The organism is Streptomyces sp. VRA16 Mangrove soil (genome assembly GCF_017377775.1).
Taxonomy (GTDB): domain Bacteria; phylum Actinomycetota; class Actinomycetes; order Streptomycetales; family Streptomycetaceae; genus Streptomyces.
On the sequence record NZ_JAFVLN010000006.1, the window covers coordinates 1 to 19,368 of the forward strand.

Sequence of the window (19,368 nt, forward strand, 5' to 3'; positions counted from 1 at the left end):
GCCCCCGCCCAGCCCCACACTCCCCAGGAGACCTCCACGTGAAGGCCACCGGAGCAAGACTCGCCGCCGTCGCCGTCGCCGCGGCCGCATTCCTCGCAGTCCTCCCCAACATGGCCCAGGCGGCCCAGAGTTACCCCGACCCGCAGCTCCTCACCGGCCAGCAGATCATCCACGACCCGAGCGTCATCAAGCTCAAGGACGGCCGCTACGTCGCCTACTCCACCGGCGGCGTGATCGGCGCCCGCCTCTCGACCGACCGCAAGAACTGGACGGACGAGGGCAACGCCTTCGCCGAGCCGCCGAGCTGGTGGTACGAGTACAACGCCACCGGCGACCCGTGGGCCCCCGACATCTCGTACCGCGACGGCACGTACTGGCTGTACTACGCCGTCTCGTCCTGGGGCACCAACCACTCGGCGATCGGCGTGGCCACCTCCGACTCGGGCCTGCCCGGCACCTGGACCGACCACGGCAAGGTGTTCTCGTCCGAGACCACGGACAGCTGGAACGCCATCGACCCGTCGGTCGTCCGCGCCGGCGGCAAGCTCTGGATGAGCTTCGGCTCGTACTGGACCGGCATCCGCATGGTCGAGCTCAACCCCCGTACGGGAAAGGCGATCCCGGGCGCCACGGTGGCGCACCTGGCCACCCGCCCGGACGCCCCGTACGCGGTCGAGGGCCCCTCCGTCGTCCGGCACGGCCGCTACTACTACCTCCTCGCCTCGTACGACGCCTGCTGCCAGGGCGTGAACTCGACGTACAAGATCCGCGTCGGCCGTTCGGCCTCGGTCACCGGCCCGTACGTCGACAAGGACGGCACGGCGATGCTCGACGGCGGCGGCACGCTGCTGCTCGCCGGGCACGGCCGGTTCATCGGCACCGGCGGCGAGTCCGTCTTCCAGGACCAGGGCCACGACGTCCTCGCCTACCACTACTACGACGCCGAGGACTCCGGCACCCCCAAGCTGGGCCTGAACGAGCTGGACTGGGGCAGGGACGGCTGGCCCGTCGTCCGGTAGCGACTGATTTCGGGGCGGGCGCACCCATTGACCTTTGGGAGGCGCCCGCCCTACCGTCTGTCCGACGTCTCGATCAATGTACGTAATACCGAACAGAGTTGACCGCGCCCTGAGTTTCTTGAGGGAGACATGACCCGCACCGCACGCTTCACCCTGGACCCCGCCTTCACCGTCGGCCCGGTCAACCCCCGCCTCTTCGGCTCCTTCGTGGAACACCTCGGGCGCTGCGTCTACACCGGCATCTTCGAGCCCGGCCACCCGACGGCCGACGAGGCGGGCCTGCGCCAGGACGTCCTCGACCTGGTCCGCGAACTGGGCGTCACCGCGATCCGCTACCCCGGCGGCAACTTCGTCTCCGGCTACAAGTGGGAGGACTCGGTCGGCCCGGTCGAGGAGCGTCCGCGCCGCCTCGACCTCGCCTGGCACTCCACGGAGAGCAACCGCTTCGGTCTCTCCGAGTACATCGCGTTCCTGAAGAAGGTCGGCCCGCAGGCCGAGCCGATGATGGCGGTGAACCTGGGCACGCGCGGCGTCGCCGAGGCCCTCGAACTCCAGGAGTACGCCAACATCGCCGAGGGCACCGCGCTGTCCGAGCTGCGCGCCGCGCACGGCGACAAGGACCCGTACGACATCAAGCTGTGGTGCCTGGGCAACGAGATGGACGGCCCCTGGCAGACCGGCCACAAGACGGCCGAGGAGTACGGCCGGCTCGCCGCCGAGACGGCCCGCGCCATGCGCCAGATGGACAAGGACGTCGAACTCGTCGCGTGCGGCTCCTCCAACCAGTCCATGCCGACGTTCGCGGACTGGGAGGCGAAGGTCCTCACCGAGACCTACGACCTCGTCGACTACATCTCCCTCCACGCCTACTACTGGCCGGAGGACGGCGACACCGGCTCCTTCCTCGCCTCCGCCGTCGACATGGAGTCCTTCATCGAGAACGTGGTCGCGACCGCCGACCACATCGGCGCCAAGCTCAAGTCGTCGAAGAAGATCAACCTCTCCTTCGACGAGTGGAACGTCTGGTACCTGCCCGAGTGGGAGGCCCGCGCCAAGGAGTTCGCCCGCGACGAGTGGCCCGAGGCCCCGCGCCTCCTGGAGGACAGCTACAGCGTCACGGACGCCGTCGTCTTCGGCTCGCTCCTCATCGCCCTGCTGCGCCACGCGGACCGCGTCACCGTCGCCTGCCTCGCCCAGCTCGTCAACGTCATCGCCCCGATCATGACCGAGCCCGGCGGCGCGGCCTGGCGCCAGACGACGTTCTTCCCGTTCGCCGCCGCCGCGCGGTACGGCCAGGGCGAGGTCCTCGATGTGCGTGTCGACTCGCCCACGTACCAGACCAAGAAGTTCGGCGAGACGGACCTGCTGCACGCGACGGCCGTGCGCGCCGAGGACGGCACCGTCACGGTCTTCGCGGTCAACCGCAGCCAGACCGACGCCCTGCCCCTCGAAGTCGCCCTGGGCGCCCTCGGCCTGACGTCGGTGGCCGAGCACTCGGTGCTCGCCGACGCCGACCCCGAGGCCCGCAACACCCTCGCCGAGCCCGAGCGGGTGGCCCCGCACGCGGCGACCGGCACGGTCCTCGACGGCGGCGTCCTGAAGGCGACCCTGGAGCCCCTGTCCTGGAACGTCATCCGGCTGGCCTGAGCCAGGACCGCGCGGCGGCGTGCCCGAGAGCCACGCCGCCGCGCCCGGACCTGGCGGGAGTCCGGAATCCGGAACAGTCCTGTGACCGTGGTCATCTACCTCTCATCTACGGCTTGTCGGCCGGACCGGATTCGGTAAAGCGGAGGCCAGGACTCACCTTCTCCCCTTGTTGAAATGCACGCAACAAAGTGAAGATCGTCCGCGGCTGCCGGGGACACAGCACCGGCCGCCGTGAGGCATCCGCACTGCCCCTGTCCACCCTTCTCAGGAGGCACCACGTTGCGTGACACCAACCCCCACAGACGGCGCCGTACGGCCGCCGCGCTCGTCGGCACGGCCGGCCTCGTGCTCGCCGGACTCGCCTTCGCCGCGCCCGGCGCGTCGGCCTCGTCGGCGGCTTCGTCGGCCTCGACCGCGTCGCCGCACGTGACCTGGAAGAACGTCTGCGCCGAAGCCACGAAGGCCGGTGAAATGGCCTGCCACGCCCAGCGCGTGACCAGCGGCCTCACCGCCTACGGGGTGCAGCGCGCCAAGGCCGGGCACGCCGCCCCCGACGCGGCCGACGCGTCGACCCCGTCCGGCTACGGTCCCAGCGACCTCCAGGCCGCCTACGGTCTGGCCTCCGCCGCCGCCTCGAAGGGCGCGGGCGAGACGATCGCGATCGTCGACGCCTACGACGACCCGAACGCCGAGGCGGACCTCGCCAAGTACCGCTCGTACTACGGCCTTTCGGCCTGCACGACCGCCAACGGGTGCTTCAAGAAGGTGAGCCAGACCGGCGCCACCACCTCGCTGCCGAGGGCCGACACCGGCTGGGCCGAGGAGATATCCCTCGACCTCGACATGGCCAGCGCCACCTGCCCCAACTGCAACATCCTGCTCGTCGAGGCGAAGTCCGCGACGATGACCAACCTCGGCACCGCCGTCAACCGGGCCGTCACCCTGGGCGCCAAGTACGTCTCCAACAGCTACGGCGGCTCCGAGTCCTCCTCGGACTCCTCCTACGACTCGTCGTACTTCAACCACCCCGGCGTCGCCATCACCGTCAGCGCCGGCGACTCCGGCTACGGCGCCGAGTACCCGGCCGCCTCGCGGTACGTGACCTCCGTCGGCGGCACGGCCCTGTCCAGGTCCACCTCCACCAGCCGGGGCTGGACCGAGTCCGTGTGGAGCACCAGCAGCACGGAGGGCACCGGCTCCGGCTGCTCCGCCTACGACACCAAGCCGACCTGGCAGACCGACACCGGCTGCTCGAAGCGGACGGTCTCCGACGTCTCCGCGGTCGCCGACCCGGCCACCGGTGTCGCCGTCTACGACTCGTACGGCATCACCGCCGGCTGGTACACCTTCGGCGGCACCAGCGCCTCGTCGCCGATCATCGCGGGCGTGTACGCGCTCGGCGGCGTCCCGTCGTCCGGCTCGTACCCGGCCAAGTTCCCGTACAGCGCCGCCAGTTCGTCCCTGAACGACGTGACCGGCGGCTCCAACGGCAGCTGCTCCGGCAGCTACCTGTGCACCGCGGGCACCGGCTACGACGGCCCGACCGGCCTCGGTACCCCGCAGGGCGTGGGCGCCTTCACCGGCTGACGCACCTGTGATCCCGACGGGCCGTGGCGCACCGCGCCGCGGCCCGTTCGGCGTGCCGCGTCGACGCCGCCGCGTTCTTCGCAGGGGGGGGCGTCAGGGACGAGGGGGCGGCGCGCACGATCGGGTGATCAAGATCGGCAACACGGGTGACCAGGGACGATGACGTTCTGACGAGACGGTTTTCATGCTCCCATGAACGTCTCAGCCCCCGCCGGGGCACCGTCCCCCGGCGGCCCTCGGGGCCTGCCCCCGGCCCCGCCCGTCCACCGCGCCTTCGCCGCCGTCGCCGAGAGGTCTCCGGCCGCGACCGCCGTCGCCGAGGAGGCGGGCGGCACCTGGTCCTACCGTGAAATGTCGTGCTGGGCGGCTGAGTTGGCCGACGGGCTGCGCGCCCGCGGGGCCGGCCCCGGCGGGTCCGTCGCCCTGCGGCTGCCCCGCTCGGCGCGGCTGATCGCCGCGCTGCTCGCGGTCCTCGACACCGGGGCCGCCGCCGTCGTGCTCGATCCCCGGCTGCCCGCGGAGCGGCTCGCCGCCGTCGAGGCGGACGCGGGGTGCACGGTGGTGCTGACCCCGGACACGGTCCCGGACGGCGCGGGACGGGCGAGCGGGCTGTCCGCCACCGGCCCGGACGGCGAACCCGACCGCACCGCCTGCGTGTTCTACACCTCGGGCTCCACCGGGCGCCCCAAGGGCGTTCGCGTCACCCACCGCAACCTGGGCCGCTTCGCCGCCGACCCGCACTGGGAGGGCCCCGGGCACCGGGTCACCGCCCTCGTCTCCGCGCTCGGCTTCGACGCGGTCAGCCACGACCTGTGGCTGCCGCTCACCCGCGGCGGTACCGTCGTCGTGCCCGCCGACGACCGCCTGGACGCCCACCGGCTCGCCGCCCTGGTCGCCGCGCACGGCGTCACCGGCGTCTTCCTCACCACGGCCTGGTTCAACCAGATCGCCGCGGACGACCCGAAGGCGCTGCGCGGACTGCACACGGTCCTCACCGGAGGCGAGGCGTGCGACCCCCGCGCCTTCGCCCAAGTGCGCTCAGCCTGCCCACAGGTGACGCTCGGTCATGTCTACGGCCCGACCGAGTGCACCACGTTCACGACCCTGCACCCGCTGCCGCCCGGCGAGCCCGTCCCCGCCGACGCCGTCCCGATCGGCACCGGGCTGCCCGGAGTGACGGTGCGCCTGCTCGGCCCCGATCTCGCCGAGGTGGCCGACGGGGAACCGGGCGAGGTGTACGTCGCGGGCGAGCAGGTCGCCGACGGCTACCTCGGACTGCCGGGCCGGACGGCGGAACGGTTCGTCGCCGACCCGCACGGACCCGCGGGCACCCGCATGTACCGCACCGGCGACCTCGCCGTCCGCGGCCTGGGCGGCACCCTCACCTACCTCGCCCGCGACGACGACCAGGTGAAGATCCGCGGCCACCGCGTCGAACCCGGCGAGGCCCGCGCCGCCCTCGCCGCACTGCCCGGCGTCACCCAGGCCGTCGTGGTCGCCCGCGACGGCCGGCTCGTCGGGTACGCGGTCGGCGCGGCCCTCGACGGCACGGCCCTGCGCACCGCACTCGCCCGCGTCCTGCCCGAGTACCTCGTCCCGTCCGCCGTGGTCGTCCTCGACGCGCTGCCGCTCGGCGTCAACGGCAAGGTCGACCGTGCCGCGCTCCCCGCCCCGCGCACCACCCGCCCCGGACCCGGCCTGCCGCGCACCCCGGAGGAGAAGGCGCTGTGCGCCGCGTTCGCCGAGGTCCTCGGCGTGCCCGACGCGGGCACCGCGGACGACTTCTTCGCGCTCGGCGGCGACAGCATCACGGCGATGCGGCTGGTCAGCCGGGTCCGCAGGGAGCACGTCGCGATCACCTCGCAGGACGTCTTCACGCTGCGCACCCCGGCCGCCCTCGCGGCGGCAGCGGCCCGCGCGACGGCGCCGGAGGCCGACCTGTTCCACCAGACGGCGACCGGACCGCTCGCGCTGCCGCCCATCGCGCTCTGGCTGCGCGAACAGGGCCCTGGCACCGAGGAGTTCGTGCAGTCCGCGCTCGTCGAGACCCCGCGGGGAATGAGCCGCGGCGCCCTCGTCCGCGCCCTGCGCACGGTCCTGGACCGGCACGACGCCCTGCGCACCCGCCTGCCCGACCCGTCCGCCGACACCGTCTGGCAGCCGGAGATCCTGCCGCCCGGCGAGATCGACGCGGAGGAGCTGATCGACGTACGTGACGACGTGTCCGTACGCGATGGATCCGTCAGCCCCTCCGAGGTGCGGCAGGCCGTGGCCCGCGCCATGCGGCACCTCGACCTCCCCGCCGGCAAGGTGCTGCGTGCCGTGTGGTGGCCGCGGGCGCGGCGGCTGCTGATCGCCGTGCACCACCTCGTCGTCGACGGCGTGTCCTGGCAGGTGCTCCTGCCGGACCTGGCGCGGGCCGTCGACGACCCCGACGCGCTCACCGCCTGGGGCGCGACCACCCCGTACCGGCGCTGGACCGAGGCCCACAACGCCCGCGCCACGAGCCCCGAGGTGCTGGCCACCCTGCCGCACTGGCGGGCGACGACCGCGCCCGTCGGGCGGATGTGGCCCGCCGCTGCCCCGGTCGATCCGGAGCTCGACACCGTCGCCGCCTCGCGGACCCTGGAGACCGCGCTGCCCCCGGAGGTCGGACGCGCCCTGCTCACGACCGCCCCGGCCCGTTACGGCGCGACCACCCAGGAACTCCTGCTCACCGCGCTCACCCTGGCGGCCGCCCGGTGCGGCGCACCGCCCACCCTGGTCGTCGACACCGAGGGCCACGGCCGCGACGACCACGCCGCGGGACTCGACGTCTCGGCCACCGTGGGCTGGTTCACCTGCATGTACCCGGTGCGCCTCGACTGCCCCGCACCCGGCGCGGGACCCGCCGCGGCCGTGGAGGCCGTACGCGCACAGTGGCGGAAGCTGCCCGAGGACCGCTCCTCGTACGGGCTGCTGCGACAACTGCACCCGCAGGCCGCCGGGCTCCTCGCCCCCGCGCCCCCGCGCCCGCTGCTCTTCAACTACCTGGGCCGGTACGCCGTCCAGGGCCGCGACCCGTGGCCGTACGCGCCCGAGGCCCCCGTCCTCGGTATCCACCGCGCCGCCCGGCAGCCGCTGTCCCACCCGCTGGAGATCAACGCCGTCGTCGACGAACGTTCCGGAGAGCCCGTGCTCACCGCCGAATGGCGCTGGGCCGCCCGGCTCGTGGACGCGGGCGACGTCGCCGCGCTGGCCCGCGAATGGGCGGCCGCACTCGCGGAGTTGACCGCTCCCGGCGAGGCGCGGTGGCCCTGCTCCCCGCTCCAGGAAGGGCTGCTCTACCACGCCCACCGCGCCCCCGAGGGCGCCCCCGACCCCTACCACGTACAGACCGTCCTCGACCTCGCCGGAGACGTGGACGAGGACGCGCTGCGGGCCGCGCTCGCCGCGCTGACCGCACAGCACCCCGCGCTGCGGGCCGGATTCCGGTGGAGCTGCCGCGGACAGGCCGTGCAGAGCGTGTCCGACACGGTGCGGGTGCCGCTGCGCGTCGTCGACGTGGCGGACCCCGGGGCGGCCGAGGAGGAGGCACGCAGGGACCGGGACGAACCGTTCGACCTGGCCGAACCGCCGCTGCTGCGGGCCGTGTTGCTGCGTATCGGCGCCGGGCGCAGCCGACTGCTGCTGAGCTACCACCACATCCTCATGGACGGCTGGTCGATGCAGGTCGCGCTCGCCGACCTCGCCGACCTGTACGGGCAGGCCGCCGCGGGCCGCACCCCGGTACCCACCCCCCGCCCGTCCGCGCTCGCCTATCTGCGCCACGTCGCCGACCAGGGCACGGACGTGGCGACCAAGGCGTGGCAGATGCTGCTCGACGGGGTGGGCGAACCGACCCTGCTCACCGCGGGCGACGACGAGGACGCACGGCCGGACGTCGTCGTCCTCGACGTCCCCGCCGCACGCACCCGTGCCCTGCGCGCCCGCGCCCGCGAACGCGCCCTGTCCCTGAACACGCTGATCCTCGGCGCCTGGGGACTGGTCCTCGCCCAGCTGACCGGGCGCGACGACATCGTCTTCGGGACGGTCGTCGCGGACCGGCCGCCGCACCTGGACGGCGTCGAGTCCATGGTCGGGCTGATGAACAACGCGGTGCCGGTGCGCCTCGACCTCAAGGCCGTTGTCGACCGCGGCGCCCTGTTCGCCGGGCTCCAGGAACAGCGGGCCTCGATGATGCCGTACCAGCATCTGGGACTCGCCGAGATCACCCGGGCCGCCGGGTTGCGCGAACTCTTCGACACCGTCGCCGTCCTGGAGCCGTACACGGACGCGTTCGCCGCCGAGTGGGGGCCCGGGGTGCGCGTCACGTCGAGCGAGGTCCGCAACGGCACGCACTATCCGCTGTGCCTGCTGGTGTCGATCGGGGACGGCATCCGGGTCCGCGTGCAGTACCGGCCGGGACGGCTGACCGAGGGCGCGGCGCGGGAGATCGGGGAGCGGTTCGTCGAGGCGCTGGGCGCGCTCGCCGACGACCTCGGCGCCCCCGCGCACCGGCCGGTCGGCGCGGTGCCGTCCGCGGTCCGACGCCCGGTGCCGAGGACGGCGGCGCCGGTCCCGGTGCTCGACCGGTTCGCCGCGCAGGTGCGGGACGTGCCCGAGCGGGCGGCCGTCGTCGACGGCCGTGGCACCCTCGACTACCGGGGCCTGGACGCCGCGGCCGACCGCCTCGCCGCCGAGCTGACCGCGCGCGGCGTGGGCGCCGAGCAGGTGGTGGCGCTGTGCCTGCGGCGCGGCCGCGACGCGATCACCGCGATGCTGGCCGTCCTGAAGGCCGGGGCCGCCTACCTGTGGCTCGACCCGCGCCACCCGGCCCCGCGTGTGGCGGCCCTCGCCGCCGAGGGGCGCCCCCAACTCCTCGTTTACCAGGACGAGTTCGACGCCGCGCTGGCGGAGATCCCGGCCGGGGTGCCACGGCTGCTGCTCGGCCCGGAGCACGTACGCCCGGAGCCGGGACGTCCGGGCCCCGTCGCGGGGGCGCCGCGCCCGGCGCGGCATCCCGGGCACCCGGCGTACGTCGTGCACACCTCCGGGACGCAGGGCGTACCCAAGGCCGTGGTGATGCCGGGCGGCGCCCTGGACCGGCTCGTCGCCTGGCACGAGGAGCGGTTCCCCGCCGAACCCGGCGCCGTGACCGCCCAGTTCACGTCCATGGCGTTCGACGTCGCCACGCAGGAAGTGCTCACCGCGCTGTGCACCGGCCGCACGCTGGCCGTGCCCGACGCCGACACCCGCGCGGACGCCGCCGCCTGGACGCAGTGGCTGCGCGCGCACCGGGTCACCGAACTCCTCGCCCCCACGCCCGTCCTCGCCGCACTCTGCGAATTCGCCGACGGGGAACGGGAGTCGCTGCCCGACCTGCGCCACCTCGTCCAGGCGGGGGAGGCCTTGGTGGTCGGCCCGCAGCTGCGCGCCCTGTGCGCGCGGGACGGCAAGCGGCTGCACAACCACTACGGCCCCGCCGAGACGCACGTGGTGACGGCGGGCGAGGTCGCCGGGGAACCGGCCGCCTGGCCCGCCCGCCCCGGCATCGGCGCACCGGTGCCCGGCTCCCGGGTCATGCTCCTGGACGCCGGCCTGTGTCCGGTGCCCGAGGGGCTCGCCGGTGAGCTGTACCTCGGCGGCGACCAGGTGGCCCGCGGCTACCTCGGCCGCCCCGGGCTCACCGCGGCCCGCTTCGTCGCCGACCCGTGGGGCCCGCCCGGCGCCCGCATGTACCGCACCGGCGACCTGGCCCGCCAACGACCCGACGGCAGCCTGGAGTTCGTCGGCCGCAACGACGACCAGGTCAAGATCCGCGGCCACCGCATCGAGCCCGACGAGGTCCGCGCCGCCCTCGCCGCGCTCCCCGGTGTCGCCCAGGCGGCCGTGCTGGCCCGCCCCGACGGCCGCGGCGGCAAGGAACTCACCGGGTACGCGGTCGGCGCGGACCTCGACGGCGCGCTGCTCCGCGACCGGCTGGCCACCCGCCTCCCGGACTTCATGCTCCCCGCCCGCATCCTGGTCCTGGACCGCATGCCGCTCACCGTCAACGGCAAGGTCGACCGCCGCGCCCTGCCCGAGCCCACCCGCGAGGCCGCGCGGATCCGTGCGCCGCGCACCCCCGCCGAACGGGTCGTGACCGAGGCGTTCGCCGAGGTCCTCGGCCTCGACCGGGTCGGCGTCGACGACAACTTCTTCCACCTGGGCGGCCACTCGCTCCTCGCGGCCCGCCTCCTGCACCGGCTGCGCGAACGCCTCGCCCCCGAGGCGACGCTCACCCAGGTCATGGAGCGGGCCACCCCCGCGGCCCTGGCAGCGACCCTCGCCCCCCCCCCCTGACACCCCACCCCCGACGGAGCCCCGCATGAACCCCTTCGACGACCCCGACGGCACCTTCACCGTCCTCGCCAACGACGAGGACCAGTTCAGCCTCTGGCCCGCCCACCTGGCCGTCCCCGACGGCTGGCGCGAGGCCCACCCGAGCGCCGGCCGGGCCGCCTGCCTGGCCTGGATCGAGACGCACTGGACCGACCTGCGCCCCCGCTCGCTGCGCGCACAGGAGCCCGCCCGATGACCGGACCGCTGCGCGTCGCCGTCGTCGCCGCGCTCCCGCAGACCGCGCCGCCCCTGGTGGCGGCGGTCCGCGCCCTCGGCCACGAGGTCCCGGTCGTCATCGGCCTGCGCCGCCCGCACGACTGGCCGGGACACCTGCTCGGCGAACGGGACCTGCCGCCCGGCGTCGACCTGGCGCTGCCCGCCCGGGCCGACGCCGTCACCGGGCTGCTGCGCGCCTACGCCCCGGACGTGGCCGTCAGCTACGGCTACCCGCGCCGGCTCCCGGCGGCCGCGGTCGCCGCGCCCCGCCTGGGCACCGTGAACTGTCACCCGTCCGACCTGCCGTCCTACCGCGGCCCCAACCCGGTCGGCTGGGCGGTGCGCAACGGGGAGCGCGAGATCGGTGTCACCTGGCACCGCATGGACGCGGACCTGGACACCGGGCGCGTCCTCGCCCGTACGACCATCCCCCTCGACGACGAGATCTGGTCGTTCACCGGCGTCAACACCCGGGTCCTGGACGCGGCCTCCGCCCTGCTGCCCGGCGTCCTCGCCCGCCTCGTCGCCGGCGACCCCGGCGAGGAACAGCCCGCGCGGGAGGGCAGCTGGGCCGGCTTCTTCGACGAGGACTACGCGCACGTCGACTGGTCGGCACCAGCCGCGCACATCCACACCCAGGTACGGGCCTGGAACATCGCGGGCCATCACCCCCGGGTCCGCGGCCCGCTCGCCCTTCTGGACGGCACCCACTGGCAGCTCCGCAGAACCACCCTCCACCGCCCCCCGCCCCACACAGCCCGCCGCATCCCCTGCGGCACGGGCACCCTGTGGCTCCTCTCGGCGGACCCGGCCGACTAGCCCCGGACCGACAGCGGCGCCGCCTTGGGCATCCGCCCGCCGCCGTCCCACCCCGCCTTGGTCCCTCCGCCGCGTGCCCCACCGCCTTGGGCAATCTGCCGCCTTGGGCTTTCCCGCCCCGGTCGGTTGCCGTGCCGCCTTGGGCAGTCTGCCGCCTTGGGCTTTCCCGCCCTGGTCGGCTGCCGCGCCGCTTTGGGCAGTCTGCCGCCTGGGGTTTCCCGCCCCGGTCGGCTGCCGCGCCGCCGCAGGTCATTTGCCGCCCGCCACGGCCGCCTTGGGCAATCTGCCGCCTTGGGCGGCAGGGTGGGCAAGGCGGCACCCCGGCGCGGGGTGAGCGCTCCCGGGCGGCGTCCAGCTCGGTCCCGGGCGCGCCATCGCCGGGTGCAGCGCCGTCTCGGCTGGTCGCGCAGTTCCCCGCGCCCCTACGGGGCACGACCACCATCGGCGGAGCCGCTGATGGACACAGCCCCGCGCCCCTGGCGGGGCTCATCTCGCCGTCGGTCGGGCCCGCGCGGCGGAGCCGTCCCGCGCCCCCCGAGTCAGTGGCGCCCCGCGCCCGCCCGCTCGCGCTCCTCCGGGACCACAGCCGCCCCCTCACCCTCCGAAGAGCCCGCCACCACGACCGAACGGGCCCGCCCCTGCCGCCCCCGCAGCGTCACCACGGTCCCGAGCAGCGCGAACCCCGCACAGACCAGCACCAGCGGCGTCCCCGAAAGTCCCCACATGGCCAGTCCCGACCCGGCGAGCAGCGTCACCAGGGCCCAGCGCAGCGCGGGCCCCGAGATCCGGGTCGACAGCAGCGCGCCGCCCACCACACCCGGAATCGCCCCGATCAGCAGCGTCCCCGCCATACCGAAGGCGACGTCACCGAAGACCAGGTGCCCGAGAGCGGCCGACGCCACGACGGGGATGGCCTGCACCAGATCCGTGCCGACCAGATGGTTCGCCTTCAGACGCGGATGCGCCAGCATCAGCATCACGATGATCAGGGACCCGGAGCCCACCGAGGTCATGCCCACGATGAAGCCGCCGACCAGCCCGATGGCGAGGGTCGCGAGCGGGCGCACGGCGACCTTCGCGTCCTCCGCCTCGTCGGCCCCGGTCCCACGCCGCGCGTCCAGCCACATCCGGGCCAGCATCCCGACGACGGCCAGCACGAGCGCTCCGCCGATCACGTACTTCACGCGCTCCTGGAGCGTGTCCCCGTCCCCGAGCAGCTGCAGCGCGAGGGCGCCGAAGAACGCGGCGGGCATCGCCGTCGGCAGCAGCCAGCGCACGATGTCCCAGCGCACGGTCCCGGCCCGCTGGTGCACCGCGGCGCCGAACGGCTTCATGAGGACCGAGGTGGCCAGGTCGCTGCCGATCGCGGCCGTCGGGTTGACCCCGAACAGCATCACCATGATCGGCGTCATCAGGGCACCGCCGCCCATGCCGGTGAGTCCCACCGCCACACCGACGAAGGCGCCCGCGACGACTATCGCCCAAGAGAAGTCCATGGGAGAGACCGTACGCACTATTCCTATGGGAAAGGTATGGATGGAAGGAAGGTGCCGGAAGTTCTCGCTCTGTGGACAGTCGGGGGCCGTGGGCGTACGCCCGTCCATGACAATGGAGCCATGAGGATCTCCGCCCGCGCCGACTACGCCGTACGCGCCTGCCTGGAACTCGCCGCCCGGACCGAGCAGGGCTGCGACCCCGTGAAGGCCGAGGCGGTCGCCGCGGCACAGGACATTCCGCACAAGTTCCTGGAGGGCATCCTCAGCGACCTGCGCCGCGGCTCCATCGTGATCAGCAGGCGCGGCGGCAACGGCGGCTATCTGCTGGCCCGCCCCGCCGACACCATCACCGTCGCCGACGTGGTCCGCGCCGTCGAGGGGCCCATCGTCTCGGTGCGCGGCGAGCGCCCGAACGCGCTCACCTACACCGGCCCCGCCGAACCCCTCCTGCCGCTGTGGGTCGCCCTGCGCGCCAACGTCCGCAAGATCATGGAGGGCGTCACCCTCGCGGACATCGCCCACGACCGGCTCCCGGCCCCCGTCCGGGAGCTGGCCGACGACCCGGCGGCCTGGCACAACCCCTGACCGGTGGCTACCGGCCGGAAGGCAGTTCCGGCGACTCCACCGGCGCCACCCGCACACCACCCGCCGCGCTGCCCAGCAGCGTCAGCTCCACGGCGCCGGGCCCGGCCGGGGCCGTCCCGTCGCAGAGCACGGCGAGGGCCAGGGTGTTGCGGCCCCGGGTGCGCAGGATGCCGTTGGGCACGGCGAAGGTGTGCTGCGGGCCCACGTCGTTGATGTACTGGCCCATGTTCCAGCCGTTGACGAAGAGCTGGACGCGGTAGGCGCGGGTCGCGTCGTCGGTGAGCGTGATGCCGATCGACGCGTCCACGTCGTGGTCGACGGCGAGCCTGAACGAGGTCCGGTACCAGTCGACGCCCTGCCGCTGCGCGGACACCGGGAAGGAGACCGGCTCCCAGCCCTCCGCCCCGGACGCCTCGGCGCCGGGCAGGTGCCAGCCGTGCCGCTCCCCGTACAGACCGCCGCAGTTCAGCGGCCCGCGCACCGGGTCGCTGTCGGCTGTCCGCAGGCCCTGGATCCGCCAGGTGACGTCCGTCAGGGACGACGAGACCAGCCCGCGCGCCGCCTTGTGGGAGTCACGGGCGCCGCCGTCCTCGTCGTGCTGCATCCGCCGCACCAGCACGGACAGCACATGCCCGCCCGTCGTGCGCAGCTCGTCGGGCACGGCGAACGTGGCCGTCGCCGTCCAGGTGCCGGTCGTGGACTGCGCGCTGGTCGGCACCGGCATCCGGTGCGTGCCAAGCGGCTTCCCGTCGAGCCACGCCATCAGCAGACCCTGGGTGCCCGTGATGTAGGCGAGGCCGACGGAGTCGAGGCCGCTCGCGTCGTCGAACGAACCCCGGTACCAGACGTCCCCGTAGTGGAAGCCGTAGTCGTCGGCGAACAGCACCGGGCCGCCGGCGGGCACGGCCGTCGTCGAGTACGAGCTCGCCTTGTCGGCCACCGTCCAGTCCGCGTCGTCGAACCCCGGCTCGGACTCCGGGTTCTCCGCGCGGTGCCGCCAGCCGGTCAGCGCGGGCAGCCGCACCGGCGCCACCCCGGGCAGCGCCCGCGTGGCGGCCAGGCTCCCCGAGTCCGTCGTCCGTACGCGCACGGGCCGGCCGTTCCACATCACCTCGCGCACCCCGCGCGGCGCCCACACCTCAAGGTCGGCCTCCGTGACGGTGTCACCCTCCAGATGGGCAGTGGCGCCCTCCAGGCGGGCGGTACGCAGCAGCGCGGGCCCGCGTACGAGCACCGTGCCGGACGGGGTGTCGTGGCGCCACAGCCGGGCCGACGCGGCGTCGTCCGCGAACAGCACCAGCAGCGAGTCGTCCACCGACACCCGTACCAGACCTGCGAGTTCGGTGCTCACGGTCAGCAGCCCGTCCGCGCAGGAGGCCGTCGCCGCGCCGTCCAGCACGACGGCCTTCGGCTCGCCGTCGCAGGAGAACGCCGCCTGGGCCGCCTCCCCGGCCCGCCCGGCGAAGACCACGATGTCCCGGCGCCCGGCGGACACCCCCAGCATCGGCTGCACGGTCGAGTACGCCACCGTCGTCCGCCCGACCTTCAGCCCCGCGGCGATCAGCTTGGCGTCCTTGCCGCCCACGGTGACCGGTGCCGTCACGCCCGCCCCCTCCGCGAGCGTGAACGGCAGCGGCGAGGTGACCGGCGTGGACGTGTCGTTGCGGACGACGTAGACGTGCGCGCCGGTGTCGGGGTGGGTCAGGTGGTAAACCTTCAGGCCGCTCACCGTGACGTCCGCGGCCTTGTCGAGCTTCGCCAACTCGGGCGCCGACGCCAGCAGTTGGCCGATCTGGTGCATCGGCACCAGCTTCTCGGTGAGGCCGCGCCCCTCGTCCAGGGCCGCCCCGTAGTCGTACGACGTGTAGACGACCGGCGCGGGCAGCCAGCCCCAGCTCGTGCCGCCGTACGTCATGTAGACGTTGTGGATCTTGATGCCGTTGGCGAGGTGGGTGAGGTACTGGCGACGCTCGAACGCCGCGTCCCGGCTCGCCCGCACCGCCGCGTACCCCTTCCCGCCGAACGGCGCGCCGCCCCACGGGTCGAACCAGCCACCGCCCGACTCGGCGATGAACCCCGGCGTGTCCGGCGACGCCTGCGAGCCGACCGTGCCCCCGTAGTAGCCCCAGTCGTACGGCGTCGCGGACGGGGACGGATAGCCGTCGAAGGCGTACAGATAGCGCCCCGACTCGTCACCCGTGCTGAACGCCCCGGGCACCCAATAGCCGTTCCGCCCCTTGTCGTTGTGGAACAGCGGCACGTCGATGCCGTCCGCGCGCACCTTCGCGTACAGGTGCGCCATGTAGTCCTTGCCGGTGGCGGAGGTGACGTACGAGGCGTACTCGTTCTCCAGCTGGTAGAGGACCACCGTGCCGTCGCCCGACGTGTACTGGTGGCGGGAGATGATCTCGTTCACCGCCGTCAGGTACTCGTCCACGTGCGAGAGGTACGTGGCGTTCGAGGTGCGGGCCGTGCCCGGCGTCACCGTCAGCCAGCCGGGGAAGCCGCCCGCGTCGACCTCGGCGTTGATGTACGGACCCGGGCGCGCGATCACGTACAGACCGCACTCGGCGGCCGTGCGCAGGAACAGGTCGAGGTCGCGCACGCCGGTGAAGTCGTAGACGCCCGGGGCGGGGGAGTGGAAGTTCCAGGAGACGTAGATGCTGATCGCGTTGTAGCCGTGGGCGCGCAGCTTCTGCAGGACGTCCCGCCACAGCGAGGGGCTCGGCAGCCGGAACGGGTGCACCTCGCCCGACCACAGCACCACCCGCTCGCCGTCCACGAGCATCGAGTACTTGTCGAAGGTGACGGAGTGCGCGGCCCCGTCGGCCGTGGGCGGCGTCGCCGTCCCCGTCGCGGCCGACGCCGGCCGGGAGAAGCCCGCCGCCGCGGTGGCGGTGAGGACGGACAGCGTGGTGAAGGTGCGTCTGCTGAGCTCCAACGGGGGCCTCCGAGTGGCTCGTTACGCGGTACCGGAAGGAAGAACACAGGCGAGCGTTCGACATGGCGAACGGTGTTCGCAGATCCGGAGCCGAACCTATTCAGCCACCCCGGAAGCGGTCAACGGTCGTGCGCTCACCCCGCGAAACCTGTGATCAGCCTGTCCACCGCCGCCGTGCCCGAGCTGTAGGTGGTCCCTCCGCCCAGCTCGGGCACGGCGGCTCCCCTCCCGGCCCCGAGTACCCCCTCCAGACCGGACACCAGGCGCATGACGTCGGTCTGCGGGCGCACCACGAGGCGCAGGAAGCTGCTGGAGGAGCCGATCTTGTTGCCGCACTCGCGCACCAGCACCCCGTGCCGCTCCAGGAGGTGGTCGCGCAGCCGGGCCCCGTCGATGCCGTCCGGCAGCCGCACGTACAGGAAGTTGCCCTGCGACGGGTACACGGTCAGTCCCGGCAGCCGGGACAGGTGCCAGCGCATGTCCTGCCGGTCGCGGCACACCTGGCGGATGCTGTCGGCGTACTCCTGCCGGTGGTCGCGCAGCATGAACACCACGGTCTCGGCGAAGGAGTTGAGGTTCCACTTGGGCAGCGCGGCGCGGACGCGGCCGGCGAGGCCCGGGTTCGCGACCAGATAGCCGAACCGGATCCCGTGCAGCCCGAAGTTCTTGCCCAGACTGCGCAGGACGATCACGTTGGGCCTAAGTGCCGCCTCCCGTACGACACTTGGGCCATCGACGCCGACCGCGCCGGCCGCGCCGACCGCGCTGTCGGCGCCGTCGGCGAAGTCCAGGAACGACTCGTCGACGACCACCAGGTCCAGATGGCGCAACTCGTCGATCAGCGTGAGCAGCGAGCGGCGCGGCAGCAGCCCGCCGTCGGGGTTGTTGGGGTTGCAGACCACCGCGACCCGCGAACCCCGTGCATGGATGAACTCCGCGTAGTCCGCCGGGTCCAGGGCGAACCCGTCACGCTCCGGCAGCGGGAACATGTCGACCCGCTTGCCCGTCTCCATCGGCTGGTCCGTCCAGCGCCCGAACGTCGGCACGGGAACGGCCAGTGACTCCCGTACGAGCAAGTGGTCGATCCACGTGATGAGTTCGGTCGAGCCGTTGCCCATCGCGACCGTCTGCGGGTTCAGACCGAGGACCTGGCAGAGCTCGGCGGTGATCGTCGCCGCGTCGCTCGGGTAGTACGTCAGGATCTCGTGCAGCCGCCCGCGCAGCGCGTCCAGCATCGCCGGCGTCGGGAAGTACGGGTTGCAGGGGATGCAGAAGTCGGTGACGGCGCCGCTCGCCCCGCCCGCCCCGGCCCGCGTGAGCTGGCCGTAGGAGGGGGAGTGGGCCGTGCTGCTCTGGAAGAGCGAGACGACGTTGGTCGCAGGGGTGCTCATCGACTGCCTCCGCCCGTATCCGTGTGTCAGGAGGTACGGATACGGGCGGGGCGGCGTTCAACGCCTGTGGTGCGGGAGTGTTCAGGAGGCGCTGAACGAGTGCACCGTCGTCGTCCGGTACGTCTCACCGGGCCGCAGCACGGTGGACGGGAATGACGGCTGGTTCGGGGAGTCCGGGAAGTGCTGGGTCTCCAGGCACAGGCCGTCGCCCTGCCGGTAGGTGTGGCCCGACGGGCCGACCAGGGTGCCGTCGAGGAAGTTGCCCGAGTAGAACTGCAGGCCCGGCTGGTCGGTGGCGATCTTCAGGGTGCGGCCCGACTTCGGGTCGCGCAGCGTCGCGATGTGCTGCGGCTTGGCGGTGACGCCCTTGTCGAGGACGAAGTTGTGGTCGAAGCCCTTGGCGGTCACCAGCTGGGTGTGGCCGACCCGGATGTCCTTGCCGATGAGCTTGGACCGGGAGAAGTCGAAGGGGGTGCCCGCGACCTTCGCCAGTTCGCCGGTCGGGATGAGACCGGTGTCGGTGGGCGTGTAGCGGGAGGCGGCGATCGTCAGCTCGTGGTCGTAGATCGAGCCGCTGCCCTCGCCCGCGAGGTTGTAGTACGTGTGGTTGGTGAGGTTGACGACCGTCGCCTTGTCGGTCGTGGCCTCGTAGTCGATGCGCCAGTCGCCGGCCGACGTCAGCGTGAAGGTGACCTTGGTCTTCAGCGTGCCGGGGTAGCCCATCTCGCCGTCGACCGAGGTGTAGTACAGGTGCAGCCCGACGTCCGAGCCGGAGACGAAGCCCTCGATGTCGAAGACCTTCGTGTTGAAGCCCTTGGCGCCGCCGTGCAGCGAGTTCACCCCGTCGTTCACGGAGAGCTGGTAGCTCTTGCCGTCGAGGGTGAACTGGCCCTTGGCGATGCGGTTTCCGTAGCGGCCGATGGTGGCGCCGAAGAAGGTGGTGCCGGCGACGTACGCGGCGATGTTGTCGTAGCCGAGGGAGACGTTCGCGTACCGGCCGTGCCGGTCGGGTATCTCCAGGGACTGGATGATGCCGCCGTAGGACAGGACCTTCAGCCGGGTCCCGCCGTTCTCCAGGCTCCACCGGTAGATCTTCGTGCCGTCGGCGAGCTTGCCGAAGAGCTCCTTGGAAGGGGCCTTGCGTCCGTGGGCCGATGCGGTGCCCGCGGCTGTCATGGCGATCCCGGCGGCGGCGGCCCCGGCCAGAACTGCACGTCTGCTCGTACTCATGAAGCGGCTCTCCAGTCGACGAAGGTGCGGTGAGG

Annotated in this window: 11 protein-coding genes; 7 read left to right on the plus strand and 4 right to left on the minus strand. The window is 73.3% G+C overall.

Annotated elements, in window-relative coordinates:
* The first annotated feature begins 110 nt into the window (after positions 1–110).
* The 6 genes from J3486_RS17505 to J3486_RS17530 all read left to right on the plus strand — a co-directional run bounded on the left by J3486_RS17505 (position 111) and on the right by J3486_RS17530 (position 11,690).
* Positions 111–1,019, plus strand: a complete 909-nt coding sequence (locus J3486_RS17505) for an arabinan endo-1,5-alpha-L-arabinosidase (RefSeq protein WP_207821929.1) — start codon at positions 111–113, stop codon at positions 1,017–1,019.
* Between the two features lie 129 nt (positions 1,020–1,148).
* Positions 1,149–2,666, plus strand: a complete 1,518-nt coding sequence (locus tag J3486_RS17510; RefSeq protein WP_207821289.1) for an alpha-N-arabinofuranosidase — start codon at positions 1,149–1,151, stop codon at positions 2,664–2,666.
* A 279-nt stretch (positions 2,667–2,945) separates the two neighbouring features.
* Entirely contained in the window at positions 2,946–4,253 is a 1,308-nt protein-coding gene (locus tag J3486_RS17515; protein ID WP_207821290.1) for a peptidase S8, read from the plus strand.
* A 192-nt stretch (positions 4,254–4,445) separates the two neighbouring features.
* The gene (locus J3486_RS17520; RefSeq protein WP_207821291.1) at positions 4,446–10,616 is read left to right on the plus strand and encodes a non-ribosomal peptide synthetase; all 6,171 of its coding nucleotides are present in this window, start codon (positions 4,446–4,448) and stop codon (positions 10,614–10,616) included.
* 25 nt (positions 10,617–10,641) lie between these two features.
* Positions 10,642–10,851, plus strand: coding sequence for an MbtH family NRPS accessory protein (locus tag J3486_RS17525; RefSeq protein WP_207821292.1), 210 nt, complete (start codon positions 10,642–10,644; stop codon positions 10,849–10,851).
* Positions 10,848–11,690, plus strand: a complete 843-nt coding sequence (locus tag J3486_RS17530; protein WP_207821293.1) for a methionyl-tRNA formyltransferase — start codon at positions 10,848–10,850, stop codon at positions 11,688–11,690. Before J3486_RS17525 ends, J3486_RS17530 begins: the two co-directional genes overlap by 4 nt.
* A 539-nt stretch (positions 11,691–12,229) precedes the next feature.
* Here J3486_RS17530 and J3486_RS17535 read toward each other — a convergent pair.
* Entirely contained in the window at positions 12,230–13,186 is a 957-nt protein-coding gene (locus tag J3486_RS17535) for a sulfite exporter TauE/SafE family protein (protein WP_207821294.1), read from the minus strand.
* A 120-nt stretch (positions 13,187–13,306) separates the two neighbouring features.
* On the opposite strand from J3486_RS17535, the gene J3486_RS17540 reads away from it, so the two are divergent.
* Entirely contained in the window at positions 13,307–13,771 is a 465-nt protein-coding gene (locus J3486_RS17540; protein WP_207821295.1) for an Rrf2 family transcriptional regulator, read from the plus strand.
* Positions 13,772–13,778: 7 nt separating this feature from the next.
* Here J3486_RS17540 and J3486_RS17545 read toward each other — a convergent pair whose 3' ends face one another.
* The 3 genes from J3486_RS17545 to J3486_RS17555 form a co-directional block, all read right to left on the minus strand.
* Positions 13,779–16,712, minus strand: a complete 2,934-nt coding sequence (locus tag J3486_RS17545) for a beta-galactosidase (RefSeq protein WP_229378200.1) — start codon at positions 16,710–16,712, stop codon at positions 13,779–13,781.
* A 134-nt stretch (positions 16,713–16,846) separates the two neighbouring features.
* Positions 16,847–18,103 carry a histidinol-phosphate transaminase gene (locus J3486_RS17550; RefSeq protein WP_207821296.1) on the minus strand — a complete coding sequence of 419 codons (1,257 nt, stop codon included), beginning with the start codon at positions 18,101–18,103 and terminating at the stop codon, positions 16,847–16,849.
* An 81-nt stretch (positions 18,104–18,184) separates the two neighbouring features.
* Positions 18,185–19,333: an aldose epimerase family protein gene (locus J3486_RS17555; protein ID WP_207821297.1), complete on the minus strand. Its 1,149-nt coding sequence runs from the start codon at positions 19,331–19,333 to the stop codon at positions 18,185–18,187.
* Positions 19,334–19,368 lie beyond the last annotated feature (35 nt).

Excerpts from the sequence above, each read along its gene's own strand:
- J3486_RS17505 (WP_207821929.1), top strand. The coding sequence starts at position 111 with ATGGCCCAGGCGGCCCAGAGTTACCCCGACCCGCAGCTCCTCACCGGC.
- J3486_RS17510 (WP_207821289.1), top strand. The coding sequence starts at position 1,149 with ATGACCCGCACCGCACGCTTCACCCTGGACCCCGCCTTCACCGTCGGC.
- J3486_RS17520 (WP_207821291.1), top strand. The coding sequence starts at position 4,446 with ATGAACGTCTCAGCCCCCGCCGGGGCACCGTCCCCCGGCGGCCCTCGG.
- J3486_RS17525 (WP_207821292.1), top strand. The coding sequence starts at position 10,642 with ATGAACCCCTTCGACGACCCCGACGGCACCTTCACCGTCCTCGCCAAC.
- J3486_RS17530 (WP_207821293.1), top strand. The coding sequence starts at position 10,848 with ATGACCGGACCGCTGCGCGTCGCCGTCGTCGCCGCGCTCCCGCAGACC.
- J3486_RS17535 (WP_207821294.1), bottom strand. The coding sequence starts at position 13,186 with ATGGACTTCTCTTGGGCGATAGTCGTCGCGGGCGCCTTCGTCGGTGTG.
- J3486_RS17540 (WP_207821295.1), top strand. The coding sequence starts at position 13,307 with ATGAGGATCTCCGCCCGCGCCGACTACGCCGTACGCGCCTGCCTGGAA.
- J3486_RS17550 (WP_207821296.1), bottom strand. The coding sequence starts at position 18,103 with ATGAGCACCCCTGCGACCAACGTCGTCTCGCTCTTCCAGAGCAGCACG.
- J3486_RS17555 (WP_207821297.1), bottom strand. The coding sequence starts at position 19,333 with ATGAGTACGAGCAGACGTGCAGTTCTGGCCGGGGCCGCCGCCGCCGGG.